This is a genomic window from Nocardia brasiliensis NBRC 14402 (genome assembly GCF_000308475.2).
Taxonomy (GTDB): Bacteria; Actinomycetota; Actinomycetes; order Mycobacteriales; family Mycobacteriaceae; genus Nocardia; species Nocardia brasiliensis.
In genome coordinates this window covers 58,678-77,976 of the sequence record NZ_BAFT02000072.1, presented here as the reverse complement: position 1 = coordinate 77,976, position 19,299 = coordinate 58,678, and the positions used below count along the sequence as shown (strand labels likewise).

Annotated in this window: 16 protein-coding genes; 8 read left to right on the top strand and 8 right to left on the bottom strand. The window is 67.6% G+C overall.

The genetic code is table 11. The features are described 5' to 3' along the window. The 3 genes from TY25_RS26765 to TY25_RS26755 form a co-directional block, all read right to left on the bottom strand. Positions 1-371 (bottom strand): MarR family winged helix-turn-helix transcriptional regulator (locus TY25_RS26765; RefSeq protein ID WP_042260485.1); only part of this gene is annotated, 371 nt, incomplete at its 3' end. A 1-nt stretch (position 372) separates the two neighbouring features. Further along, positions 373-1,149 carry an SDR family NAD(P)-dependent oxidoreductase gene (locus TY25_RS26760; protein WP_042260484.1) on the bottom strand — a complete coding sequence of 259 codons (777 nt, stop codon included), beginning with the start codon at positions 1,147-1,149 and terminating at the stop codon, positions 373-375. Between the two features lie 5 nt (positions 1,150-1,154). Further along, positions 1,155-3,566, bottom strand: coding sequence for a bifunctional salicylyl-CoA 5-hydroxylase/oxidoreductase (locus TY25_RS26755; protein WP_226887304.1), 2,412 nt, complete (start codon positions 3,564-3,566; stop codon positions 1,155-1,157). Positions 3,567-3,600: 34 nt separating this feature from the next. On the opposite strand from TY25_RS26755, the gene TY25_RS26750 reads away from it, so the two are divergent. Continuing rightward, positions 3,601-3,996, top strand: a complete 396-nt coding sequence (locus TY25_RS26750; RefSeq protein ID WP_146153944.1) for a hypothetical protein — start codon at positions 3,601-3,603, stop codon at positions 3,994-3,996. 315 nt (positions 3,997-4,311) lie between these two features. Here the strand turns inward: TY25_RS26750 and TY25_RS26745 are convergent, their stop codons facing one another. Further along, on the bottom strand, positions 4,312-4,530 hold the full coding sequence (locus tag TY25_RS26745) for a hypothetical protein (protein WP_370466254.1): 219 nt from the start codon (positions 4,528-4,530) through the stop codon (positions 4,312-4,314). 36 nt (positions 4,531-4,566) lie between these two features. Between TY25_RS26745 and TY25_RS26740 the strand changes: the two genes are divergently transcribed. The 3 genes from TY25_RS26740 to TY25_RS26730 all read left to right on the top strand — a co-directional run bounded on the left by TY25_RS26740 (position 4,567) and on the right by TY25_RS26730 (position 8,948). After that, positions 4,567-5,223, top strand: a complete 657-nt coding sequence (locus TY25_RS26740; RefSeq protein ID WP_042260475.1) for a hypothetical protein — start codon at positions 4,567-4,569, stop codon at positions 5,221-5,223. Between the two features lie 306 nt (positions 5,224-5,529). After that, positions 5,530-5,943, top strand: coding sequence for an MmpS family transport accessory protein (locus TY25_RS26735; protein WP_042260473.1), 414 nt, complete (start codon positions 5,530-5,532; stop codon positions 5,941-5,943). After that, positions 5,940-8,948, top strand: coding sequence for an MMPL/RND family transporter (locus TY25_RS26730; protein ID WP_052383216.1), 3,009 nt, complete (start codon positions 5,940-5,942; stop codon positions 8,946-8,948). The genes TY25_RS26735 and TY25_RS26730 overlap by 4 nt, the downstream gene beginning before the upstream one ends. On the opposite strand, the gene TY25_RS26725 is transcribed toward TY25_RS26730, so the two are convergent. After that, positions 8,949-9,866, bottom strand: coding sequence for a DMT family transporter (locus tag TY25_RS26725; protein ID WP_042260468.1), 918 nt, complete (start codon positions 9,864-9,866; stop codon positions 8,949-8,951). 68 nt (positions 9,867-9,934) lie between these two features. Then, positions 9,935-11,080 carry a helix-turn-helix domain-containing protein gene (locus TY25_RS26720; protein WP_052383215.1) on the bottom strand — a complete coding sequence of 382 codons (1,146 nt, stop codon included), beginning with the start codon at positions 11,078-11,080 and terminating at the stop codon, positions 9,935-9,937. Between the two features lie 150 nt (positions 11,081-11,230). On the opposite strand from TY25_RS26720, the gene TY25_RS26715 reads away from it, so the two are divergent. The 4 genes from TY25_RS26715 to TY25_RS43685 all read left to right on the top strand — a co-directional run bounded on the left by TY25_RS26715 (position 11,231) and on the right by TY25_RS43685 (position 14,062). Continuing rightward, positions 11,231-12,682 (top strand): FAD/NAD(P)-binding protein, encoded by a 1,452-nt coding sequence (locus tag TY25_RS26715; protein ID WP_042260464.1) that lies wholly within the window; start codon positions 11,231-11,233, stop codon positions 12,680-12,682. A 119-nt stretch (positions 12,683-12,801) separates the two neighbouring features. Continuing rightward, positions 12,802-12,993: a (2Fe-2S)-binding protein gene (locus TY25_RS26710; RefSeq protein ID WP_042260463.1), complete on the top strand. Its 192-nt coding sequence runs from the start codon at positions 12,802-12,804 to the stop codon at positions 12,991-12,993. A gap of 59 nt (positions 12,994-13,052) precedes the next feature. Then, entirely contained in the window at positions 13,053-13,535 is a 483-nt protein-coding gene (gene bfr, locus TY25_RS26705; protein ID WP_014985862.1) for a bacterioferritin, read from the top strand. A gap of 329 nt (positions 13,536-13,864) precedes the next feature. Next, a complete protein-coding gene (locus TY25_RS43685; RefSeq protein WP_201773710.1) occupies positions 13,865-14,062 on the top strand; it encodes a hypothetical protein in 198 nt (65 codons plus the stop codon). A gap of 326 nt (positions 14,063-14,388) precedes the next feature. Here TY25_RS43685 and TY25_RS26695 read toward each other — a convergent pair whose 3' ends face one another. Both TY25_RS26695 and TY25_RS26690 read right to left on the bottom strand, forming a co-directional pair. Continuing rightward, positions 14,389-18,777, bottom strand: a complete 4,389-nt coding sequence (locus TY25_RS26695; protein ID WP_042260460.1) for a hypothetical protein — start codon at positions 18,775-18,777, stop codon at positions 14,389-14,391. Next, positions 18,740-19,291, bottom strand: coding sequence for a hypothetical protein (locus TY25_RS26690; protein WP_146153945.1), 552 nt, complete (start codon positions 19,289-19,291; stop codon positions 18,740-18,742). Before TY25_RS26690 ends, TY25_RS26695 begins: the two co-directional genes overlap by 38 nt. Between the last annotated feature and the right edge of the window lie 8 nt (positions 19,292-19,299).

The window sequence follows — 19,299 nt, the reverse complement described above, 5'->3', positions numbered from 1 at the left end:
CCCAGCCGGGTCAGCCGCACCAGCGTCGCCCGCTTGTCGACCGGGTCCGGTATCCGGTCGACCCAGCCTTCGGCGACCAGCTGATCGGTCAAGCCGGTGACGTTGCCTCCAGTGACCATCAGGTAGCGCGACAGCGCGCTCATCCGCAGGCCGTCGTGATGACGGTCGAGCTGTGCCAGATAGTCGAAGCGGGGCAGTGAGGTCGCGAATCGCAGGCGCAGCCGGGTCCGGATCTCCTGCTCGATCTCGTTGGTGGTGGCCAGGAGTCGCAACCACAGCCGCACGTCGAGATGATCGCCGGAGGCGGCGCGGGCTTCCATCCCGATGCGCTCGTCACCTAGCACCGGCCCGGCGTCACGCTGCGCGGTCACCTCACATCACCTCCCCGCCGCTGACCGAGATCGACTGTCCGGTCAGCGCATCGGCCGCATCCGAGCAGAGCCAGGCGACGGTCGCGGCGACCTCCGCGGGTTCGATCAGCCGCCCCTGCGGGTTGTGCCGGACGAAGGCCGCGCGCGCCTCCTCGGTGCTGCGCCCGGTGGTTTCGATCACGTGTGCCACGCTTTCCTGGAGCAGGTCGGTATCGGTGAAGCCCGGGCAGACCGCGTTCACCGTGACGGCTGTGCCCGAAAGTTCCAGTGCCAGTGCGCGAGTCAGTCCGACCACGCCGTGTTTGGCTGCCGCGTAGGCGGTCACATAGGGGTAGCCGCGCAGTCCGGCCGTGCTGGCGATGTTGACCACCCGCCCGCGTCCGCTGGCGAGCATGTCCGGCACGGCGTTCCTGGTGCACAGGAAGGTGCCGGTGAGATTGACCGCGAGCATGCGCTGCCACAGCTCGTCGGTGGTGTGCCGCAACGGCGCACTGGCCGCCTGCCCGGCGTTGTTGACCAGGATGTCGATCGCGCCGTGCCGTGCGCGGGCGTCGGCCAAAGCCGCCGTGACGGCCGCCGGATCCGTGACATCGCACGATATTGCCTGCGCAGCAGCGGATTTCGGCAATCGGGCAATGGTTTCGGTGGCTCGGGCGAGGTCGCGGGCCAGCAGGGTGAGCCGCACACCGTCCTGCGCGAGCCTGCTCGCGATCGCCGCGCCGATCCCGCGCGATCCGCCGGTGATCAGCGCGTGCCTGCCGCGGGTGCGTTGCGCCATCCCCGTCATCCCTTCGCCGTCGCGGCGGCCTGCTGGCGCTGGATGTTCGCTTCGAATTGCCGCTTGGCGGCGCGATATTGCTTCGGCCAGCTGAGATCGGTGTAGCCGATCTTGGCCGCCTCGGTGAGCGTCCACGCCGGATTCGCCAGGTGCGGGCGGGCGATCGCACACAGGTCGGCGCGTCCGGCCGCCACGATGCTGTTCACGTGGTCGGCTTCGGAGATCGCCCCCACCGCGATCGTGGCGATCCCGGCTTCCTGGCGCACCCGGTCGGCGAACGGCGTCTGCCACATCCGGCCGAAGGTGGGCTGCTCCGCCTTCGACACCTGTCCGGCGGAGCAGTCGATCAGGTCTGCGCCCGCCTGCTTGAACTGCTTCGCGATCTCGACGGCGTCGGCCGGGGTGATCCCGCCGTCCACCCAGTCGTGCGCCGAAATGCGCACCGACATGGGCAATTCGGCGGGCCACGCGGCCCGCACCGCGGCGAACACTGCCAGCGGATAGCGCAACCGGTTCGACAGGGAACCGCCGTAGTCGTCGGTGCGCCGGTTGGTCAGCGGCGAGATGAAGCTGGACAGCAGATAGCCGTGCGCACAATGCAATTCGAGCCAGTCGAAGCCCGCTGCCGCCGACCGTCGGGTGGCTTCGACGAATTGCTGTGTCACCTCGGCCATGTCGTCCTCGGTCATCGCACGCGACCATTGGCTCACCCCGGGCAGATACTGCTGGGGCGAGGCGGAGATCAACGGCCAGTTCGGTTCGTCGTCCGCGGCGGTGAGCGGTTGATCGGTGCCGTCCCACATGCGGCGCGTGGAGCCCTTCGCACCCGAATGGCCGAGCTGCATGCCGATTTTCGCGTCCGTGTTGGTGTGCACCCAGTCGACGATGCGTTGCCACGCCCGCTGCTGCTCGTCGGTGTAGAGCCCCGGGCAGCCGGGCGTGATCCGACCGGTGGGGCTCACGCAGGTCATCTCGGCGAAGACCAGTCCGGCCCCGCCGGTGGCACGCGCGCCGAGATGGACCAGGTGGAAATCGGTCGGCACGCCGTGCACCGCCGAGTACTGCGCCATCGGCGAGACGATCACCCGGTTCTTCAAGGTCACCGACCGGGCCGTGTAGGGGGTGAACATCGGTGGGACGGAGGGCTCTTCGGCGGAGCGGGACACACCCGCCCGGGCGTCGAACCACCGCTCGTAGTCCTCGAGCCAGTCCTTGTCGCGTAAACGCAGATTCTCGTGGCTGATCCGCTGGCTGCGGGTGAGCATCGAGTACATGAACTGCTCAGGTTCGAGCTGGTCGCAATAGCGTTCACCGCACACCTCGAACCACTCCATGGCGTTCCACGCCGCGTTCTGCAAGCGCAGTGCGTCGATCGAACGCACCTCTTGATACCGGGTCAGTACCGCGGGCAGGTCGGCGGGGGAGTCGCCGTGCGCGCCGAACTGCCGCACGAGTTCGATGGCGTCCTCGAGCGCCAGCTTGGTGCCCGAGCCGATCGCGAAATGCGCGGTGTGCACCGCGTCGCCCATCAGCACGACATGACTGTCGCCGTTGTCGAGCCACCACTGATCGCATTTGACCCGCTGGAAGTTCTGCCACCCGGACCCCGGCAGATGTCGCGAGTTGGTCATCAGTTTCTGGCCCTGGAGATTGTCGGCGAACAGCCGCTCGCAGAACGCCACCGATTCGTCCGGCTCGGCCCGGTCGAGTCCATGGGCGCGCCAGACACGTTCCGGGCATTCGACGATGAAGGTGCTGGTGTTCTCGTCGAACTTGTAGATGTGCGCCTGCACCCAGCCGTGTTCGGTCTGTACGAAGTCGAAAGTGAAAGCGTCGTAGAGCTTTTCGGTGCCGAGCCAGATGTAGCGGTTCGGCCGGGTCACCAGATCGGGTGCGAACACGTCGCGGTGCCCGGTGCGGATCCTGGAATTGATGCCGTCGGCGGCGACGATGAGGTCCGCGTCCGGGAATTCGCGATCCGAGTGGACTTCCCGGTCGAACTCCAGCTTCACCCCGACCTCTTCGCACCGCTCCTGCAAGATATTGAGCAGCTTCTTACGGCCGATGCCGACGAAACCGTGTCCGCCGGAGCGCAATACCCGGCCCTTGAACCGCAGTTCGATATCGTCCCAGTGATTGAACGCCGACTGGATCCGGTCCGCGGTCGGGCGATCCCACTCCCGCATGTTGTCCATCGTGGCGTCGGAGAACACCACGCCCCACCCGAAGGTGTCATACGGCCGGTTACGTTCGATGACGGTGATCTCGTGCTGGGCATTGAGCTGCTTCATCAGCAACCCGAAGTACAGGCCGGCGGGTCCGCCGCCGATGCACACGACCTTCATCTGCTCTCCTCTGAAGTCGCGGTAGCAGTACTTTACAACTAAAGCTTTAGTTGTGAAGTAGTTTCCGGCCACGGATTTCCCCGGCGGTGAGTGCGATGATCTCGACATGAGTTCGACAAGAGCGGCATGGCTGGTGCTGGCGGGAGCAGCCGCGGCGTGGGGCGTCTTCGTCGCGTCCGAGCCGCTGTACCAGGTCTCTTCGTGCGAGGTCGTGCAAATGGACGCGGCGTGCGGCGACCCGATGTTCGCCCACTACGGAATGCGGCTGGTGCTCTTGCTGGCGGTACCGGTGGTGCTGTGTGCGGTGCCCGCGCTGCAAGCTGCGCGTGGACTGTCCTGGTTGATCGCGGGCGTCTTGGTGCTCGGCTCACTGATCGCCCTACCCGCAACGGATTCCGTGTTCGCCGCGTGGGGGTACTACCTGCCGGTGGGCGCTGTCGCGGTTCTAGTGGCCCGGTTTTCGAGTTGGTACGAACGTCGCGGGGTCGCGGTCGCGCGCTAGTGGGGGTGTAGGCCTGCGGCGGTTTCGGTTGCCGGAGTGGCGGTTCGGCGTTCGATTCTGTCGCCTGGCTGAAGCGCAGATGTAGTCGCTCGCGAACCTGTTAGGGAGTGCCGGCACGACGTTACATCGGCAGCCAGCCGACCAGCCCTAACGCAAGGACGGCTGCGAGAACCGGCCACCGGGGCGGGCGGATTGGACCAAGCGACAGATAGGGCCAGGGTTCACAGAGCTTGCACACTCTTCACAGGGTCTATAGCCGCTGTGAACAGTAGAGAAAGTCTGTGAACCTGCGGACTCGCGGCTCTGGGCGCGCCCTCAGCGGCGGAAGCGGCGGCGCAGGCGGGCGCGCAGGGTGGTGGCGGGTTCGGCTGCGGGAGTGGTGGTTTCGGTGGCGCTCTCGGCCGCGGTCGCCTGGGCGAAGCGCACGTGCAGTTGCTCGCGGACCTGTTCGGGGGTGTAGGCGCGCCGACGTCGCTCGGCGCGCACGACCACCACGCCCGTGGCGACCACGCCGGCTGCACCTGCCAATCCCACTGCCTTCCACCACCGCATAGCGCATAGGCTACGGCCATGACGGGGACGGGCATCGATCTGGATCGGGCACTCGAGCTGACCAGGACCGGCGACATCTGGTTGTTCCGTGGGCATTCGGCCGCTGACCGGGCGATTCGGCTGACGACGAACAGTCCGGTGAACCATGTCGGGATGTCGGTGGTGCTCGATGATCTGCCTGCGCTGATCTGGCATGCCGAACTCGGCCGGTCGCTGCCGGACATGTGGTCGGGGGCAGCGCATCGCGGCGTCCAATTGCACAATCTGCGCGACGCGGTGCTGGTGTGGGCGCATCGCTACGGCCAGCAGGCCTGGTTGCGGCAGTTGGACCGGCCGGCGACGCGGGAGATGGAAGACAGCCTGCTGCGCACCATTGCCCGGCTCGACGGCACCCCGTTCCCCTCCACCGCCGGTCTGGCCGGACGCTGGCTGCGCGGCCGGGCGAGCCTGCCGCTGCGAAAATCGCGCAGAGCTGCCGCCCGCGAGCTGGAAAGTGCGTATTGCGCGGAGATCGTTGCCGCGACCTACCAGGCGATGGGGTTGCTGCCGGAGCGTCGCAGCCCCAATTGGTATGACCCGGGCCGCTTCTGGAGCGGCGACAACCTTCAGCTTTCCGGTGGCTACACGCTGGGCGGCGAGATCGCGGTGCGGACACCGCCCGCGCCCGAGGCCTGACCGTCCGGCGCGCGGGCATCGAGCCCGCTGTGTGATCCGTTCGATTTCGTGCCGCCGAGTCGCCGCTTTCGCTGAACATCAGGCTGAATCCAGTGGTAGCAGGCGTGCTGCGAGTATGTCCTATGGCATATTGCCGAACGGCAAAGATTTCTGTTACCGTGCGTCACGGTAATAATCCGCCCACCGCGGCGAGCCGGGGCCGTCGTATCGAGGGCCGTCGACGGGCCGGCGAACGGGACCGGCGCAGGAGCGCCGCGTATTTGCGGAGAAGAAGGCTCGACGCTCGAACGGATAGCGGAGAAAGTCATGAAGAGTGCCTGGGTATACGGCGTGGTATTCCTGGTTCTGGGCCTGACGGCCCTCTTCATCGCGCGGTTGCGGCTGAGCGAGATCGAGGATCTGGCGATCGGGCATTCCAGCCCGCCCCCGATGCTCGGCCAGTTGCGCGAGAAAGTCATCGACTACGAGATCGACGGCCCACCGGGCGCGCCGGTGCACCTGTCCTATTTGGACGAGCAGGGCAAGGTCAAAGACGTGTCGACCGAACTTCCATGGCGCACCTCCCTGCGCACCCGCAAGCTCGCTCTGCCGACCGGCGTTGTCGCGCAGGCCAATTCCGACCAGGTCTCGTGCCGGATCGTGATCAACGGGCAGGCCCGGGATGCACAAGCGGCCAGTGGCCCGTTCGCCGCAGTCAACTGCACGGTGCCGGTGTCATGACGAACTTCGTGCGGCGGCGCGGGAAAGAGTCGCGAGAATCGTTGCGGGAGCGGCTGCGTGCGCTGCTCCCCGAAGTGCGCCATGAGTTCTCGGTGCCGTTCGACCGTACGCTGCTGCGACGCGCCCCCGGCCGGCCGTTGTTCGCGCGCCTGCTCTACATGTTCTCGCTGCCCATCATCGCGATCTGGCTGCTGCTCGCGGGCGGCTTGAATCTCGTTGTGCCCCAGTTGGAAACGGTGGTCAACGGGCATGCGCGATCTTTCCTGCCGGACGAGGCGTCGTCGGTGCAGGCGATCGTCAAAATGGGTGATTCGTTCGGCGGTGCAGGCACGAACAATTTCGTCTACGTGCTGCTCGAAGGCGACACCCCGCTCGGCGGTGACGCACATCGGTACTACTTGACGCTGCTGGATCGGCTGACGCAGGACACGAAGCACGTCAACTCCGCGATGGATCTGTGGTCCAGTCCGGACTTCGCGCCCGCCAGTGAGAGCGCCGACGGCAAGGCCGCCTACGTGCTGCTCAACCTGGCCGGGAACATGGGCACCGCGCTGGCGATGGAATCCACCCAGGCGGCTCGCGACATCATCGCCGACAACCCGCCGCCCGCCGGCATCACGGTCCACCTGACCGGACCGTCGGCGGTGGTCAACGACGAACTCGTTTCGATCAACGATTCGATTCTGCTGCTCATCATCATGTGTGCCGTGCTCGTCGGCGGCGTGATGCTGTGCGTCTACCGGTCGCCGATCACGGTCGCGATGCCGCTGCTGACCGTCGGGATGGGTTTGGCGGTGGCCCGGCCCGTGGTCGCGTATCTCGGCGAACACGAGGTGATCGGCGTTTCGATCTTCGCCTCCGCGCTGCTCGCGGTGATCGTGCTCGGCGCGGGTACCAACTACGGCATCTTCCTGCTCGGTCGCTACCAAGAGGCCAGGCGCGCGGGGGAGGACCCGGAAACGGCGTATTACACAGCGCTGCACGGGGTTCTGCACATCATCATCGCGTCCGGGTTGACCGTCGCGGGTGCGACGGCGTGCATGTCTTTCACCCGCCTCGCGATCTTCAGCACCTCCGGCCTGCCGTGCACGATCGCGGTATCGGTCACCCTCGCCGCCGCGTTGACACTGGGGCCCGCGCTGCTGGCGCTCGGCAGCAGGCTCGGCTTCCTCGAACCGCGTGCGCAGTCCTCGCAGCGCCGCTGGCGGCGGATCGCGACCGCCGTGGTGCGCTGGCCGGGCCCGGTGCTGGTCGCGAGCCTGGCCGTGCTCGTGCTCGCCATCCTCGTGCTGCCGACCTTCCAGCCGAGTTTCAACGAGCGCATCGCCCAGCCGAGCGATTCGCCCGCGAATCTCGGCATCGCGGCGGCCGACCGGCATCTGCCGCCGAACATCATGGCGCCCAGCATCCTGCTGGTCCAATCGGACCACGATCTGCGCAATCCCGCCGATCTGGTGGCGCTCGCGAAGCTGACCAACGCCGTGGTGAAGGTGCCGGGAGTCAGTGCGGTGCAGGGCATTACGCGGCCGCTGACCACCCCGCTCGAACTCGGTACGCTCACCGGCCAGGCCGGCTACATCGGCAGCCGGTTCACCCAGATGAAAGACATGCTCACCCCGCGCCTCGATGATCTGACCACCCTCGCCGGACGCATCGATCAGCTGAATCTCACCATCAAGGGTCTCGAAACCGCGCTTGCCACCGGACAGCAGGGATTCGGCCAGGTGAACACCAGCGCCGCCGCCATGCAGTCGGCCGTCTCCGGGGTGGTCGACAAACTCGATACGCTGCGCGAGACCGCCGGTCCGGCACGGGAGTTCGTGAACTCGATTCCGAATTGCCAAGACATCCAGGCTTGCCGGGCGGCACAAACTGGGTTCTCCCTGTTCGACGACACCGACCAGCTCGACGGCACCGTCGACGGACTCGTCAACGGTCTGCGCACCGCGTCGCAGGCGCTTCCACAACTTGCCACTCAGGTGGACGGCCTCAAAGGCTTTGTCGCGCAGGTCAAGAGCGTGATCGCGCCGCTGCAGGGCACCCTCGACATCTTGCTCCCGCAGATCTCGGACATCACCCGGTTCCTCGACGAGGTCGCCGGCGGTTTCACCACCGCGGATCCCGGCGAATTCTTCTTCCTGCCGAGTCAGGCGTTCGACAGCCCGCTGTTCAAGAACGCGCTGCCGTTCTTCTTCTCGGCGGACGGCAAGGTGACGCGGATGATCGTGACTCCGCAGATGGAGGGTTTCAGCCGGGAGGCGATGGACCTCAGCGCGCAGATCATTCCGGCCTCGCTACAGGCGATGAAGGGCACGTCGCTGGCGGGCAGCACGGTGAGCATCGGCGGGCCGGGCGGCACGCTGCTCAACATCGAGGCGTTCGTGCACGAAGATTTCGTCACCAGCGTGGTCGCCGCGTTCGCCTTCGTGTTCTGCGTCGTCCTGATCCTGCTGCGCAGCCTGGTCGCCGCCATCGCGGTGATCGGCACCGTCGCGCTGTCGTATCTGTCCGCGCTGGGCTTGACCGTGTTCATCTGGCAGCACATCGTCGGTAATCCGCTGCACTGGTCGGTGGCGCCGGTCTCGTTCACCTTCCTGGTAGCCGTGGGGGCGGACTACAACATGCTGCTGGTCAGCAGATTCAAAGAAGAGTTGAAGGCGGGCATCAATACCGGCATCATCCGGTCGATGGTCAACACCGGCGGCGTGGTGACCACGGCGGGCCTCGTCTTCGGCGTGACCATGTTCGCGATGCTGGTGAGCTACGCGCACAACATCGCCCAGATCGGCACCACCGTCGGCATCGGACTCTTCCTCGACACCCTGATCGTCCGCTCCTTCGTCGTCCCGACCATCGCCGCGCTCACCGGGCGCTGGTTCTGGTGGCCGATCAACATCCTGCGGAAACCGGAGCCGAAACAGCCTCGGCCGCGGGCGGTGCCGGTCCAGGTGAACGGGATACGCCCGGCCGCACCGGCTTTGGATGCCGCACGCGGCGGTCAGTGACTATCGGCTGCTGACCGGAACCGGCTCCGGGGCGGGTTCGGCCGCCTGCTGCGACAGGTTGCCGAACACCGCCACGGCCACCGCGCCACCGATGGCGAGGAAAAAGCCCAGGATGGCAAGCCATTCCAGGCCGGGCCGGGAAGTGTCACCGAGCAGCAGCACACCGACGATGCCGGGCACCACCGTCTCGCCGACCACCAGCGCCGCGGTCGCGCCGTTCACCGAACCGAGTTGCAGCGCAACGGTATGCAGATAGAAGCCGCCGATGCCCGCGATCGCGATCGTCCACGCGGCCGGGTCGGTGAGCAGCGCGGGCACGTCGAACGGATCGATCCCGTGCACGATCCGGACCGCGATCGCCAACGCACCGAACAGCATTCCCGCGGCCAGGCCCGCCGCCACCGCGCCCCGCGAACCCAGCCGCCGCACCACCAGCTGACTGGCGGTGAACAGCAGGACCGACACGATCAGCACACCCCAGTGCAGCGCCGGGTCGTCGCTACCGCCACCTTCGTGCCCGGCCGCGGCGCCGAGCGCGGCCAGCGCGAAGATCACCGAGCAGATCGCCACCCAATCGCGCAGGTGCAACCGGATGCCGAGCACGAAGATGCCCAGCACCGCGGTGATGATCAGGTTCGCGCTCATGATCGTCTGCGAGAGGAACAAGGGAATCAGCCGCGCCGAGACCGCGTTCCCGGCGAAGCCGACCACATCGAGCACGCTGCCCAGGATGAACGTCACGGTCAACACCGCCGCCACGGTCGAAGCCACGGTCGGCGCCCCGGTCTCGGTCACCTGCCCGCCCGCACCCCGCGCCAGCGCCGCCGCCGCGGACTGCCGCGCCGCGTACGCCTGCAACACCGAGGCCACGCCGTAACCCAGGCAGGCCAGCAACGCCGCGATCAGCCCGATCAGCATGTGATCGGCTTCCGGAGGGGAGAGGTGGTCGTTGTGTGCACAACCGACCATAACGTTCGCCAGGCGAACTATCTTCCCGTGGTCCCGGCGTCGGCTGCACCCTGCTCCCCGTCGAAAACCCGTACCGTCTGGGTGGTCGACAGCGGCTCGTAGTGATCGGTGAACAGTTTGGCGATCAGCTCGCCGCGGCTGGTGACGCCGACCTTCTCGAAGATCGCCTTCACGTGATCGCGCACGGTATGCGCGGACAGGAACAGGGTGCTCGCGATCTCACCGGTGGACCGGCCGCGCGCGATCAGCTCGGTGACGTCGAGCTCGCGCCGGGTCAACTCGTAGGCGGCCACCACCAGCGACGCGACCTCGGCGGGCGTGGCGGGTTCGATCACCAGCGCGGTCATGCCCGGCGCACCGGTCAGGTCGCGCAGGCACGAGGCGTGACAGACCAGCCAGCGTCCGGTGGTGGTGCGAATGCGGATCCGGGAGTTCTCGCCGGTGATGCGGGCGCGGCCCGCGGTGCTGAGAATCCAGACGGGCAGCGGTATTTCGATGCCGTTCGCGGTGGTGGTCGCGGGGCCGGGCGGCATCTCGGCGAGCAGCTGCTGCGCCTCGTCGTTGATCGATACGAGGCCGCCGTGCTGGTCGAACAGCAGCATGCCAGGCGCTTCCGGCTGCCCGCTCGCCGCGGTGGCGGCGTACGGTTGCGCGAAACTGCGCAGCCGCCGTGCCATCGGCGTCGACAGCCCGCTCACCAGCGCTATTTCCTTGCCCTGGAACGGCTTTCGCCCCCGCTCGCGGAACAGGCTGAGCTGGCCCCACGGCTGCCCGTCGACTCGGAGCACGGCGCGCAGTTCGTCGTCGAATCCGCGCGGGCACATGAAGTTCCGATACAGCGGGCTCAGGCCCGGATCGTCGCCGGTCACCGCCCGCAGCCCCGCGACCGGGACCGGCGCGTGCGCCAGCTCGCGGAAAAGGTTGACGTGCTCGGAGAAAAGCTCCGACTCCCAATAGGTTCCACATCCGCCCTCGTGCAGGTTCTCCACCCGCACCGGCGCGGTGGTGAGCCCGTTGATCGGATCGGTCGCCACCCACACCGCCGCGTCGAACGGCGCGATCCGCCGCAGCCGCGCCGAGGTCTGCGCGAACAGCGCGTGCGCGTCCGCGGCTGCTTCGATTCCCGCCAGCAGTCCACCCATGCCGACCGACGCCACACTCATGCACGCAACCATGCCGGGTCCGCCGTCGGACCGCCATCCCTCATTTGCGGGGGTGCGAAGTTGCGGCCCGAACCCCGCAAACGAGGGATGTCCCCGGTGGCCGCGTCCGGGTGAGGCTGGTCCGGTCTCAGTGATCGGAAGGAAAACAGCATGGATCTCGGCATCATCGGTGCGGGCGCGGCGGCGGTCGCGCTGCTCGACGCGCTCGCGGCCACTTCGGGCACGGCGGGCAGCATCACGGTGTTCGACGGCTCGACCGCGGTCTGGCGCGGGCGGCCGTACCAGGCGGACGTCGAGGCGGTTCGGGTGAACGCGCCGCCGGCGCTGATGTCGGTGCGTGCCACCGACCGCGCGCACTATGAGCGGTGGCTGCAGGGGCGGCCCGAGACGGCCCGCTACTTCGACGAGGGCCTCGGGCAGCCGCTGGTACCGCGCGGCATGTACGGCGAGTATCTGGAGCAGACCGCCCGGAGCGCGATCGACCGCCTGCGGCGCAGGGGCTGGCGGGTCAGCGTGGTGAACGCGCGCGTCGTCGGCTTCTCCCGTGCTGCGGGCAGTAAGGCGTTGCTGCACACCGCGGCCGGTGCCCATCCGGTCGATCGGGCGGTGCTCAGCGTCGGAAGTGGCCGTCCCCGCGACCATTACGGGCTGAGCGGTGCGCCGGGCTACGTCAACGAGCCATACCCGTTGGGGGACACGATCACCGAGGTACCGCCCGACGCGCACGTCGCGGTGATCGGCAGCGGATTGACGGCGGTCGATACCGCCGTGGCGCTCACAGCGAACGGCCACACCGGGCCGATCAGCCTGCTGTCGCGCAGCGGCGTCCTGCCGTTCGTGCAACAGCGACCCCTTCCGCTCGCCCCGAAACACCTCACCGCGGCCAACGGGCTGCGACTGGCCGCCGCCGGTGTCGTGCGGCTGCCGCAACTGGTCGACCTCATGCGCGCCGAACTCGCCGAGCTGGGACAGGATTTCGACACGTTCGCCACGCAGCTCCGCGCCACCGAGGACCCGGTGGCCCGGCTGCGCCGGCAGCTGACCGAGCTGGACGACCCGCATCAGGGCCGCCGCCTGCTCACCATGGCGATCCGGGTGCTCGGCCCGATCGTCTGGCCGCTGCTGCCGGAATCGGATCGAACCATGCTGCGCGCCGAGCACTTTCGCACCATCAGCAGTTCGAGTTCGCCGATGGTGCCGCACAACGCGAAAATCGTGCTGCGGCTGTTGGATTCGGGACAGTTGCGGCTTCGCGCCGGACTCCGCAAGATCGAGGCGCGCACCGGCGGCGGTTTCACCGTGCACGACGGCATCGAGTGGCCCGCGGACACGGTCTTCAACGCGGTCAACCCGCCTGCCTACACCACGCCTACCGAGACCGAGCCGCTGATCAGCGCGTTGCTGGCCTGCGGCGCAGCCGAATCCGCGACCGCCGGGGGAGTGCGCACCGAATCCGGCACCCGCCGTCTGCTCGTCGCGGGCCGGCCCGACCCGACCTGGCACGTCCTGGGCAATCTCGCCGCCGACGCGATGTTCATCGCCACGAATCCGCCGGGGCTCGCTGTGGAGGCCGCCGGCCTTGTGCGGCACCTGGTGCCTTGAACGTCACAGGATGGATCGGTAACTGGATCTTGCGGACAAAAGGTGCTACCAATTAGGTGAGGCTTACCTCGTTAGGTTAGCCTCGCTTACTAGTTGAAGCCTACCTGCGAGGGTCGACCGTGTACGTCTGTATCTGCAACGCCGTCTCCGAGGCGGACGTGCACAGTTGCGTCGCCGCAGGTGCCGCGACGGTGAAGCAGGTCAAAGCGGTCTGCGGCTGGAAGCCGGGTTGCGGCAGCTGCACCCGCAGGCTCGTCGACGCGATCGGGCAAGCCCGGACGACTGTCCGGTCCGAGGCACCCGCCGCCTGAGCGAGATAGGCAATCCTTCCTGGAAAGCTCCGGTGTGACGTGTGACACCATCCGTGGCCATGGAAGGCGACAAGGACATCATCAACGTGCTCAACGAGCAACTGACCGCGGAACTGACCGCGATCAACCAGTACTTCCTGCACGCCAAAATGCAGGCGAACTGGGGTTTCACCAAGCTCGCCAAGCACACCCGCTACGAGTCCATCGACGAGATGAAGCACGCGGAGATCCTCACCGACCGCATCCTCTTCCTCGATGGCCTGCCCAACTATCAGAAGCTGAACCCGCTGCGCATCGGCCAGACCGTGCCCGAACAGCTGAAGGCCGACCTGCAGATCGAGCTCGAAGCCGTCGAGCGGTTGCGCGGCGGTATCGAGCTGATGCGTTCCCGCGGCGACGTGACCTCCGCTCGCATCTTCGAGGCCATCCTCGAAGACGAGGAGCACCACGTCGACTATCTGGAAACCGAACTCGCCCTGCTGGAAAAGCTCGGCGAGCAGCTGTACCTGCAGCGCTACACCGACATTCCCGAAGGGGACTGAGCGGCGGCGACAGCGGTGGTCTGCCGAGCGATCACGTCGGCAGGCCACCGCCATCGTCGTGGATTCGGCTCCGGAGGGGTCCGGGGCGAGTGCGCTTAGCGTGCTCGCGTGGCTCGAGCTGCCCTTCGGCCTGGGTGCCGGTCTCGCCGGCATCGTCACCGCCGTTGCCTTCTTCGCGACATTCAGCGTCTGCCTGAAGCGCCGCAGGCGTGACTCGTGGACAACCCCGTTGGCCGCACGCAGGCGTGCACCGAGTTGCTGTGCGGCGCTTGGGCCGGGCAGGCTGGTCTTCGCTCGCAACGGCGCATTCCCGCAGGAGGATGGACCAGATGCCGAACTGGCCGACGCTCGACCCGATCGAACAGCACGACAAGCTCACCGAGATCACGCGCGAGGTGCTTCCCACCCTGCCGATCGGCTGGACTCGGCTTGTGGTGCGCGCCAAGATGATCGGGCCGCACGCGGAATCCGATACCGGAGTGCGTATGCCCGACGGTACGATCCGAGCCTGGTCCTTCCCCCCCTGATGTCTGGCGAAAGTTTCAGCAACTGCGGAAAGGAATGTATGTCCAGGGACTCGGCTCATGGATCGAGTTCGAGTACATCCTGGATCCGCCCGACCGCTTCACCATCCGATACAACCGAGACCAGCTGCCGGCCTTCTCGACACCGCCGACAGCTGAGCACTTCGGCACCGAGAACAGGTGGTTTCCGCGGACGGATCAAGACATGCCGGAGTGGTTCCGCGAGGGGCTGAGCCGAGCCTAGCGACTGCTTGCCTGCGCCCGCGGAACCGCCGGCGCGATCAATGCTGCTGATTCGACGGTGACCAGGCTGGAAGGCGTGCATCCGGTCATGGTGCGGCGGACGCTGCTGTCTCGAAATCCACGCCGTCCACCAACTCCGGCGCCGCACCGTCGTCGGCGACGCAGGCCACGGCTCGGCGGATTTCGGCATGCAGGACTTCGACCACGTCGAAACCGAGGGCCGCGAGAAGCGGTTCGGCGCTGCGCTCGAGCAGCGCCATCGCCAGGGCCCAGTTGTCGCGGAGGGCCGCATAGAGCTGACGCAAAGCGATTGCCGGCGCCCGGTGCAGCAGCACGGGGAACAGTTCGGTGATCACCTCGTGGTATACGGACAGATCCGGGTCGAGGTCGAGTGGGGCGGCGTCCGTGAGCAATTCGACCGGGTCGACCAGTGCGGCACAGGTCTGCGATACCGCGAACTGGAGCAGCGTGACGACGCGGGTGGCCCGATCACGGCGGTGCGCCTCGGCGAGAATTTCCGTGCTGAGTTCGCGAAGCAGCGCGTCCCCGGCCGGGCGCAGCCCCGCGGCGAACGCGACCAGGCCCGCGACCGCGGGCAGCCGGTCGCCGGTCATCAGCTCGCGGACTCGATCGGCGAAGTCCCGATAAGGAGCCCTGCCCGGCGGATGGAACAGCAGGTCCACCAGTGCGGCGTAGAGCGGGTCGGGGATGCGTGGCATCGGCGCGGACACCGTCGGCTGTCCGGTACTCGAGATGATCAGATGTTCATGGACCCACGCCATGGCATGGCTGATGCTCCACAGCAGTTCGTCGAATCCGGTTCCCTCCGAAGGCACGGACAGTGTCGCGGCGTGCAGCTGCCGATAAGGGGGGAACGGTCGGCTGCCCTGCACCGCACTGATCATGTACCCCGACGAACCCTCGTAGCCGAACACCATCGCGAACGCGTCGGTCAGATATCGCGCTCCGCTCTGGGACAGGAACGCCATGGCGGAATCGGCCTCATACGGGATTAGCCAGAAGGCGGCGTCGAACCGGGTGCGATGGTCCGGGCGCACGTAGGCGAAGGGAGTCGCATCGAGTCCGTCGTCGAAAACCCAGTCGTAGCGCCGCATTCGGGCGAGCGCCGTACGGAACTCCGCCCACAGGCTGTTCGCTGTTTCGTCGGTGCTGTCGAGCGCAACGCTCGCGGCGAACTGGAACATCGTGGCCAAGCCGACCACCCGCTCTCCGTCGTCGGCCAGCGCGTCGACCAGTGCGATCGCGCGCCGCAGATCGTGGCGAGCGAGGTGTTGGGCGAAGACCCGGGCGGTGCGTGCCCAGCTGTAGGGGTTTGCGATTGCTCTCGGGCCGGGTGCCAGCGCGCGGACCGCGTCGCCGGGTGAGCGGTAGAAGCGGGTACGGCACAGCGTCGCCCAGTCGCGCATGTGATTGTGCAAATACACGACGGCAAGTTCGCGCGCACCCGGCGCGTCGGCCCGCTCGCCGTCCGCAAGCCGGAACGGCACGGTTTTCGGGCGGTCGACCAGCGGGCGGACCTCGCCGGGCCGGTCGAGGCATTCGTGCAGCAGCGCGGTCGCCTGCTCGGTGTCGCCGACGTCCAGGTGACGATGCGCGAGCAGCGCGAGGACACTGTAGCGGTCCGTAACCATGTGGGACCAGGTGGTTTCCGTCAGCTCCCTGGCTACCGCGGACGCTCGGCTTAGGTCGAACTCGGCGAAACCCAATGCGACACTACGCAATTGGCTTTCCCGGTGCATCCGGCTGATGATGTCCAGGTCCGGCCGGTGTGCGGGGATCGTGGCATGCGCGTCCTCGATCATTTCCGCTGCGCCGGCCGTGTCGAACTCGGCCACCACCGAAGCCCGCTCGACTCGGCACCAGACTGAGTTGTTCCACTCGTAGAGTTGGTTCAGCAGCCGGCCACTCTCGAATACCGCACCCCATCTCGCCTGCAGGCGTGCCGCTCGCAGAAACGCGCCTTCGGTGTGGCCGTCGACGGGGACGGTCGAGAGACGGCCGAGCAGGTGCTGAGCCGTCGCCCGATCGATGTCGGCCAATTCGGTGGCGGCGTCGACCAAGCCGCGCCCGAGCGCGCCCGCGTCGTCGCCGTCCTGCTCGATTTCCGCGAGCAGCTCCGCCCGATGCCGATCGGCACGGGCCGCCTCGTGCGGCAGCCAGGCCCGGAAAAGCCTGGCGCGGCAATGCAAACGGCCCGCCGTCGTGGCTTCGGTGAGACTCGACTCGGCCAGCCGAAGCAGCTCCGGCACGTCCTCGGTGTCGGGGCGGGCGGCGAGATCCAGGTAGTCACCAGCTTGATCGGTCTGGATCGCGGCGACGAGTCCTCGTGCCGTGCGGCCGTCACTGGCTGCCGCGGCCGCGCGATACACCGCGTCCGGTGGGTGGTCCTCGCGCCAGCCGGAGTCGGGTCGCCGGGCCCGCTCCCACAGCACGAGGGCGCGATCGAGATCGTACGGCGCGATAGCGGTCGCGGCCCATCGCAGCGGGTACTGGACCGGTTGCAGCGTGCCGATCTCGCTTGCCGGTACCGTCAACGCGCTCTGCACCAACAGATCGCGCAGGCGGGCGTCGCTCGTGCCCCCTGGCGTGTGCCGCACGATCTCGTGCATGCCCAGGAACTGCCGATAGGACGACGGCACGGCAAGCACATATTCGATCGCTGCCTCGGTGCGCCCCATGCGAGCCAGCAGGCCGAGAACGCCGGGCGCTACGTCGTGCACCGCGCGCAGCGCTTGCCGGCGGACCACGCCCAGATACAGGATCGCCGGTAATCCCGTTGTCAGCGAGGGGTTTTCGAGAACTCGCGCTGCGGCGAGTTCGACCAGTCCGAGGAAGTGGCGGTCGCTGCCGAGGGTGGTCCGGATGGCGCGACGCAGCCCAGAACAGACGAGGTCGGCTAGCTCCGATGCGACGGCAGCGCGGCTGCCGGCCATGTGCCTGCCCAGGTGGACGAGCCCGTAACGGTTGACACTGTCCCAGTCGACGGCGGCCCAGGTGGCGGCTCGGCCGCGGTAGTGGCGGACGATGCGCTCGTGCCACTCCTGGGCGTCGACCGCGTACTCGGGTCGCTGCCGGTGGGTCGGCTCGCTGGTGAGGAATTCGCCGATCGAGTTGTGATACAGGGTGATTCGATCGTCGTGAACGTCGAGCAACCAGCGCAGCCGGGCCAGGATGCTGCGTACCGAACTCGGCCAGACCCGCACGCCGGCCAGCGTGCTGAGTTCCTCGGTCGTCAACGAGTCCCCGGCTACCGCGAGCACGCCGAGAATCGGCTGCACCACCCCTTCCCAGGCCGGTGTCAGCATGTCGTCGGCGCTGACGGGATCACGGATCTCGAGTAGGCCGAGCCGGGTGAGGTCGGTGCGCAGGGTGTCGATGAAATACGAGTACAGACCTGCCAGACCGGGTGGCAGCCCGACGACCTCGAGCAGTCGCGCGGTCTGTGGCGTATCCGCGGCGAGGGCGTCGGTCAGTGCCCGCGCGTAGGTGGACAAATAGAGAAAGTTTCCGTCGGCTCGGCGGGCGACATCACGGTGGAACTGATCGAGCAGATAGCCCTGTGCCAGCGCGGCCGCCGCGATGGGTTCGGTGCTCAGCACCCGCCGGGCGTAGCCGACGAGGTCGTCGGCCACCTGTGGGGAGCCTGGATCGATGAGTATCTCAGCGAGCTGTCCGACGCGCGCGGATCGCAGCTGACCGAGTCCGGCATGGGGCCGAGAGGTCATGAGGACACAGATGTTCGGCGGCAGTTCGGGTCCGTCGGCGAGCCAGCGCAAGAGACTCGGTGCGGCTTGGTCGCCCGCCAATTCGTCGAGCGCGTCGAGCAGGATCACGATCCTGGCGGCCGGGTCCGCCGCGAGCAGGACTTCGGCCGGCGCGATCAATGCCAGATGCGCCAGGTTGTCCGGCTCCAGCAGCCGGGGTTCGAGAGCGGCGTAACCGATTTCGATACCGGTCACCGTCCCCGAGACCTTGCTGACCCGCTGTTCCACCTCGAGGACGGCGGTGCGATGGAACGGGGAGACGGTCAGGTCCTCGATACGGATGCCGATCGATCGACCTCCGTGCGCGACCGTCTCGATGTGCTGGCGGACGACGACCGAGAGGCGTTCGGGCTCGAACAGCTCCGGCCGTGCGCGAGCGAGCTGGTGGCCGATGGACAGCAGAAACGACTGGATGTCCCCGCCTGCCGCCCGGGTTCGGCTGTCCTGGCGGATGAAGTAGCGGAGCCAGTCGGGATGGGCGTGCGACAAACCGGCGAGCAGGCTCGTCTTGCCCGCCCCTGGCTCGCCGATCACCAGGACGTACCTGTTGGCTGCGGCTGCCGCTGTCACGCTGTGCCGCAACCATTTACGGTCGACGAAGTCCGGCCCGACCCGGTCCTGGATCAGCTCGGCGAACGGGCGCGGCCCGCGATCACCGCTCCCGGCGGTCGGCTCCGAGGTCGACTCCAATGGCTTGCCCTCCCGCGGCCACCTCGCGCACCCGCGTGTGGCCTTCGATCGTGCCCTCGGCGCGGTCGGCCCGCACCGCGGCCACGTAGCCTGCTACCTGGTCCGCGTCGATGCTGCCGCGCACCTGCGCAGCTTCTCGCCCCTCGCCCGCGAACACGACCGGCGTACCGTGGATCGTCTCCAGCACCCGGCGTAGTGCGTCGACGAGATGGAGCAGGCGTTCGTCCGACGGCGCAACCGGATCCACACCGGCCGCGTATTCGTGCAGATCGCTGCGCAACGCGCGCAATTCGGGTTCGAATCGCTCCACCTGTGCCATGTCCGGCGCGGGGAGTTGTTCGGGTTCGGTCACGACCGGCGGCGTCTCGAAGTCGGTGCCCGTGTCCGATTCCGTGTCCGAACCCGCACGCGCGCGTCGCCGCCGGAGCAACTCACCCGCCTGGTCGTAGAGAAACCTGACACCCTCGGACAACGCGGCCGTACCCAACGCGGCCAAGGGCAGAAATTCCTCCACCGGGCCGA

Coding starts and splice junctions, on each gene's coding strand:
- TY25_RS26760 (WP_042260484.1), bottom strand. CDS start 1,149: ATGGCGCAACGCACCCGCGGCAGGCACGCGCTGATCACCGGCGGATCG.
- TY25_RS26725 (WP_042260468.1), bottom strand. CDS start 9,866: ATGCTGATCGGGCTGATCGCGGCGTTGCTGGCCTGCCTGGGTTACGGC.
- bfr (WP_014985862.1), top strand. CDS start 13,053: ATGGAAGGCGACAAGGACATCATCAACGTGCTCAACGAGCAACTGACC.
- TY25_RS43685 (WP_201773710.1), top strand. CDS start 13,865: ATGCCGAACTGGCCGACGCTCGACCCGATCGAACAGCACGACAAGCTC.
- TY25_RS26740 (WP_042260475.1), top strand. CDS start 4,567: ATGACGGGGACGGGCATCGATCTGGATCGGGCACTCGAGCTGACCAGG.
- TY25_RS26730 (WP_052383216.1), top strand. CDS start 5,940: ATGACGAACTTCGTGCGGCGGCGCGGGAAAGAGTCGCGAGAATCGTTG.
- TY25_RS26720 (WP_052383215.1), bottom strand. CDS start 11,080: ATGAGTGTGGCGTCGGTCGGCATGGGTGGACTGCTGGCGGGAATCGAA.
- TY25_RS26715 (WP_042260464.1), top strand. CDS start 11,231: ATGGATCTCGGCATCATCGGTGCGGGCGCGGCGGCGGTCGCGCTGCTC.
- TY25_RS26750 (WP_146153944.1), top strand. CDS start 3,601: ATGAGTTCGACAAGAGCGGCATGGCTGGTGCTGGCGGGAGCAGCCGCG.
- TY25_RS26735 (WP_042260473.1), top strand. CDS start 5,530: ATGAAGAGTGCCTGGGTATACGGCGTGGTATTCCTGGTTCTGGGCCTG.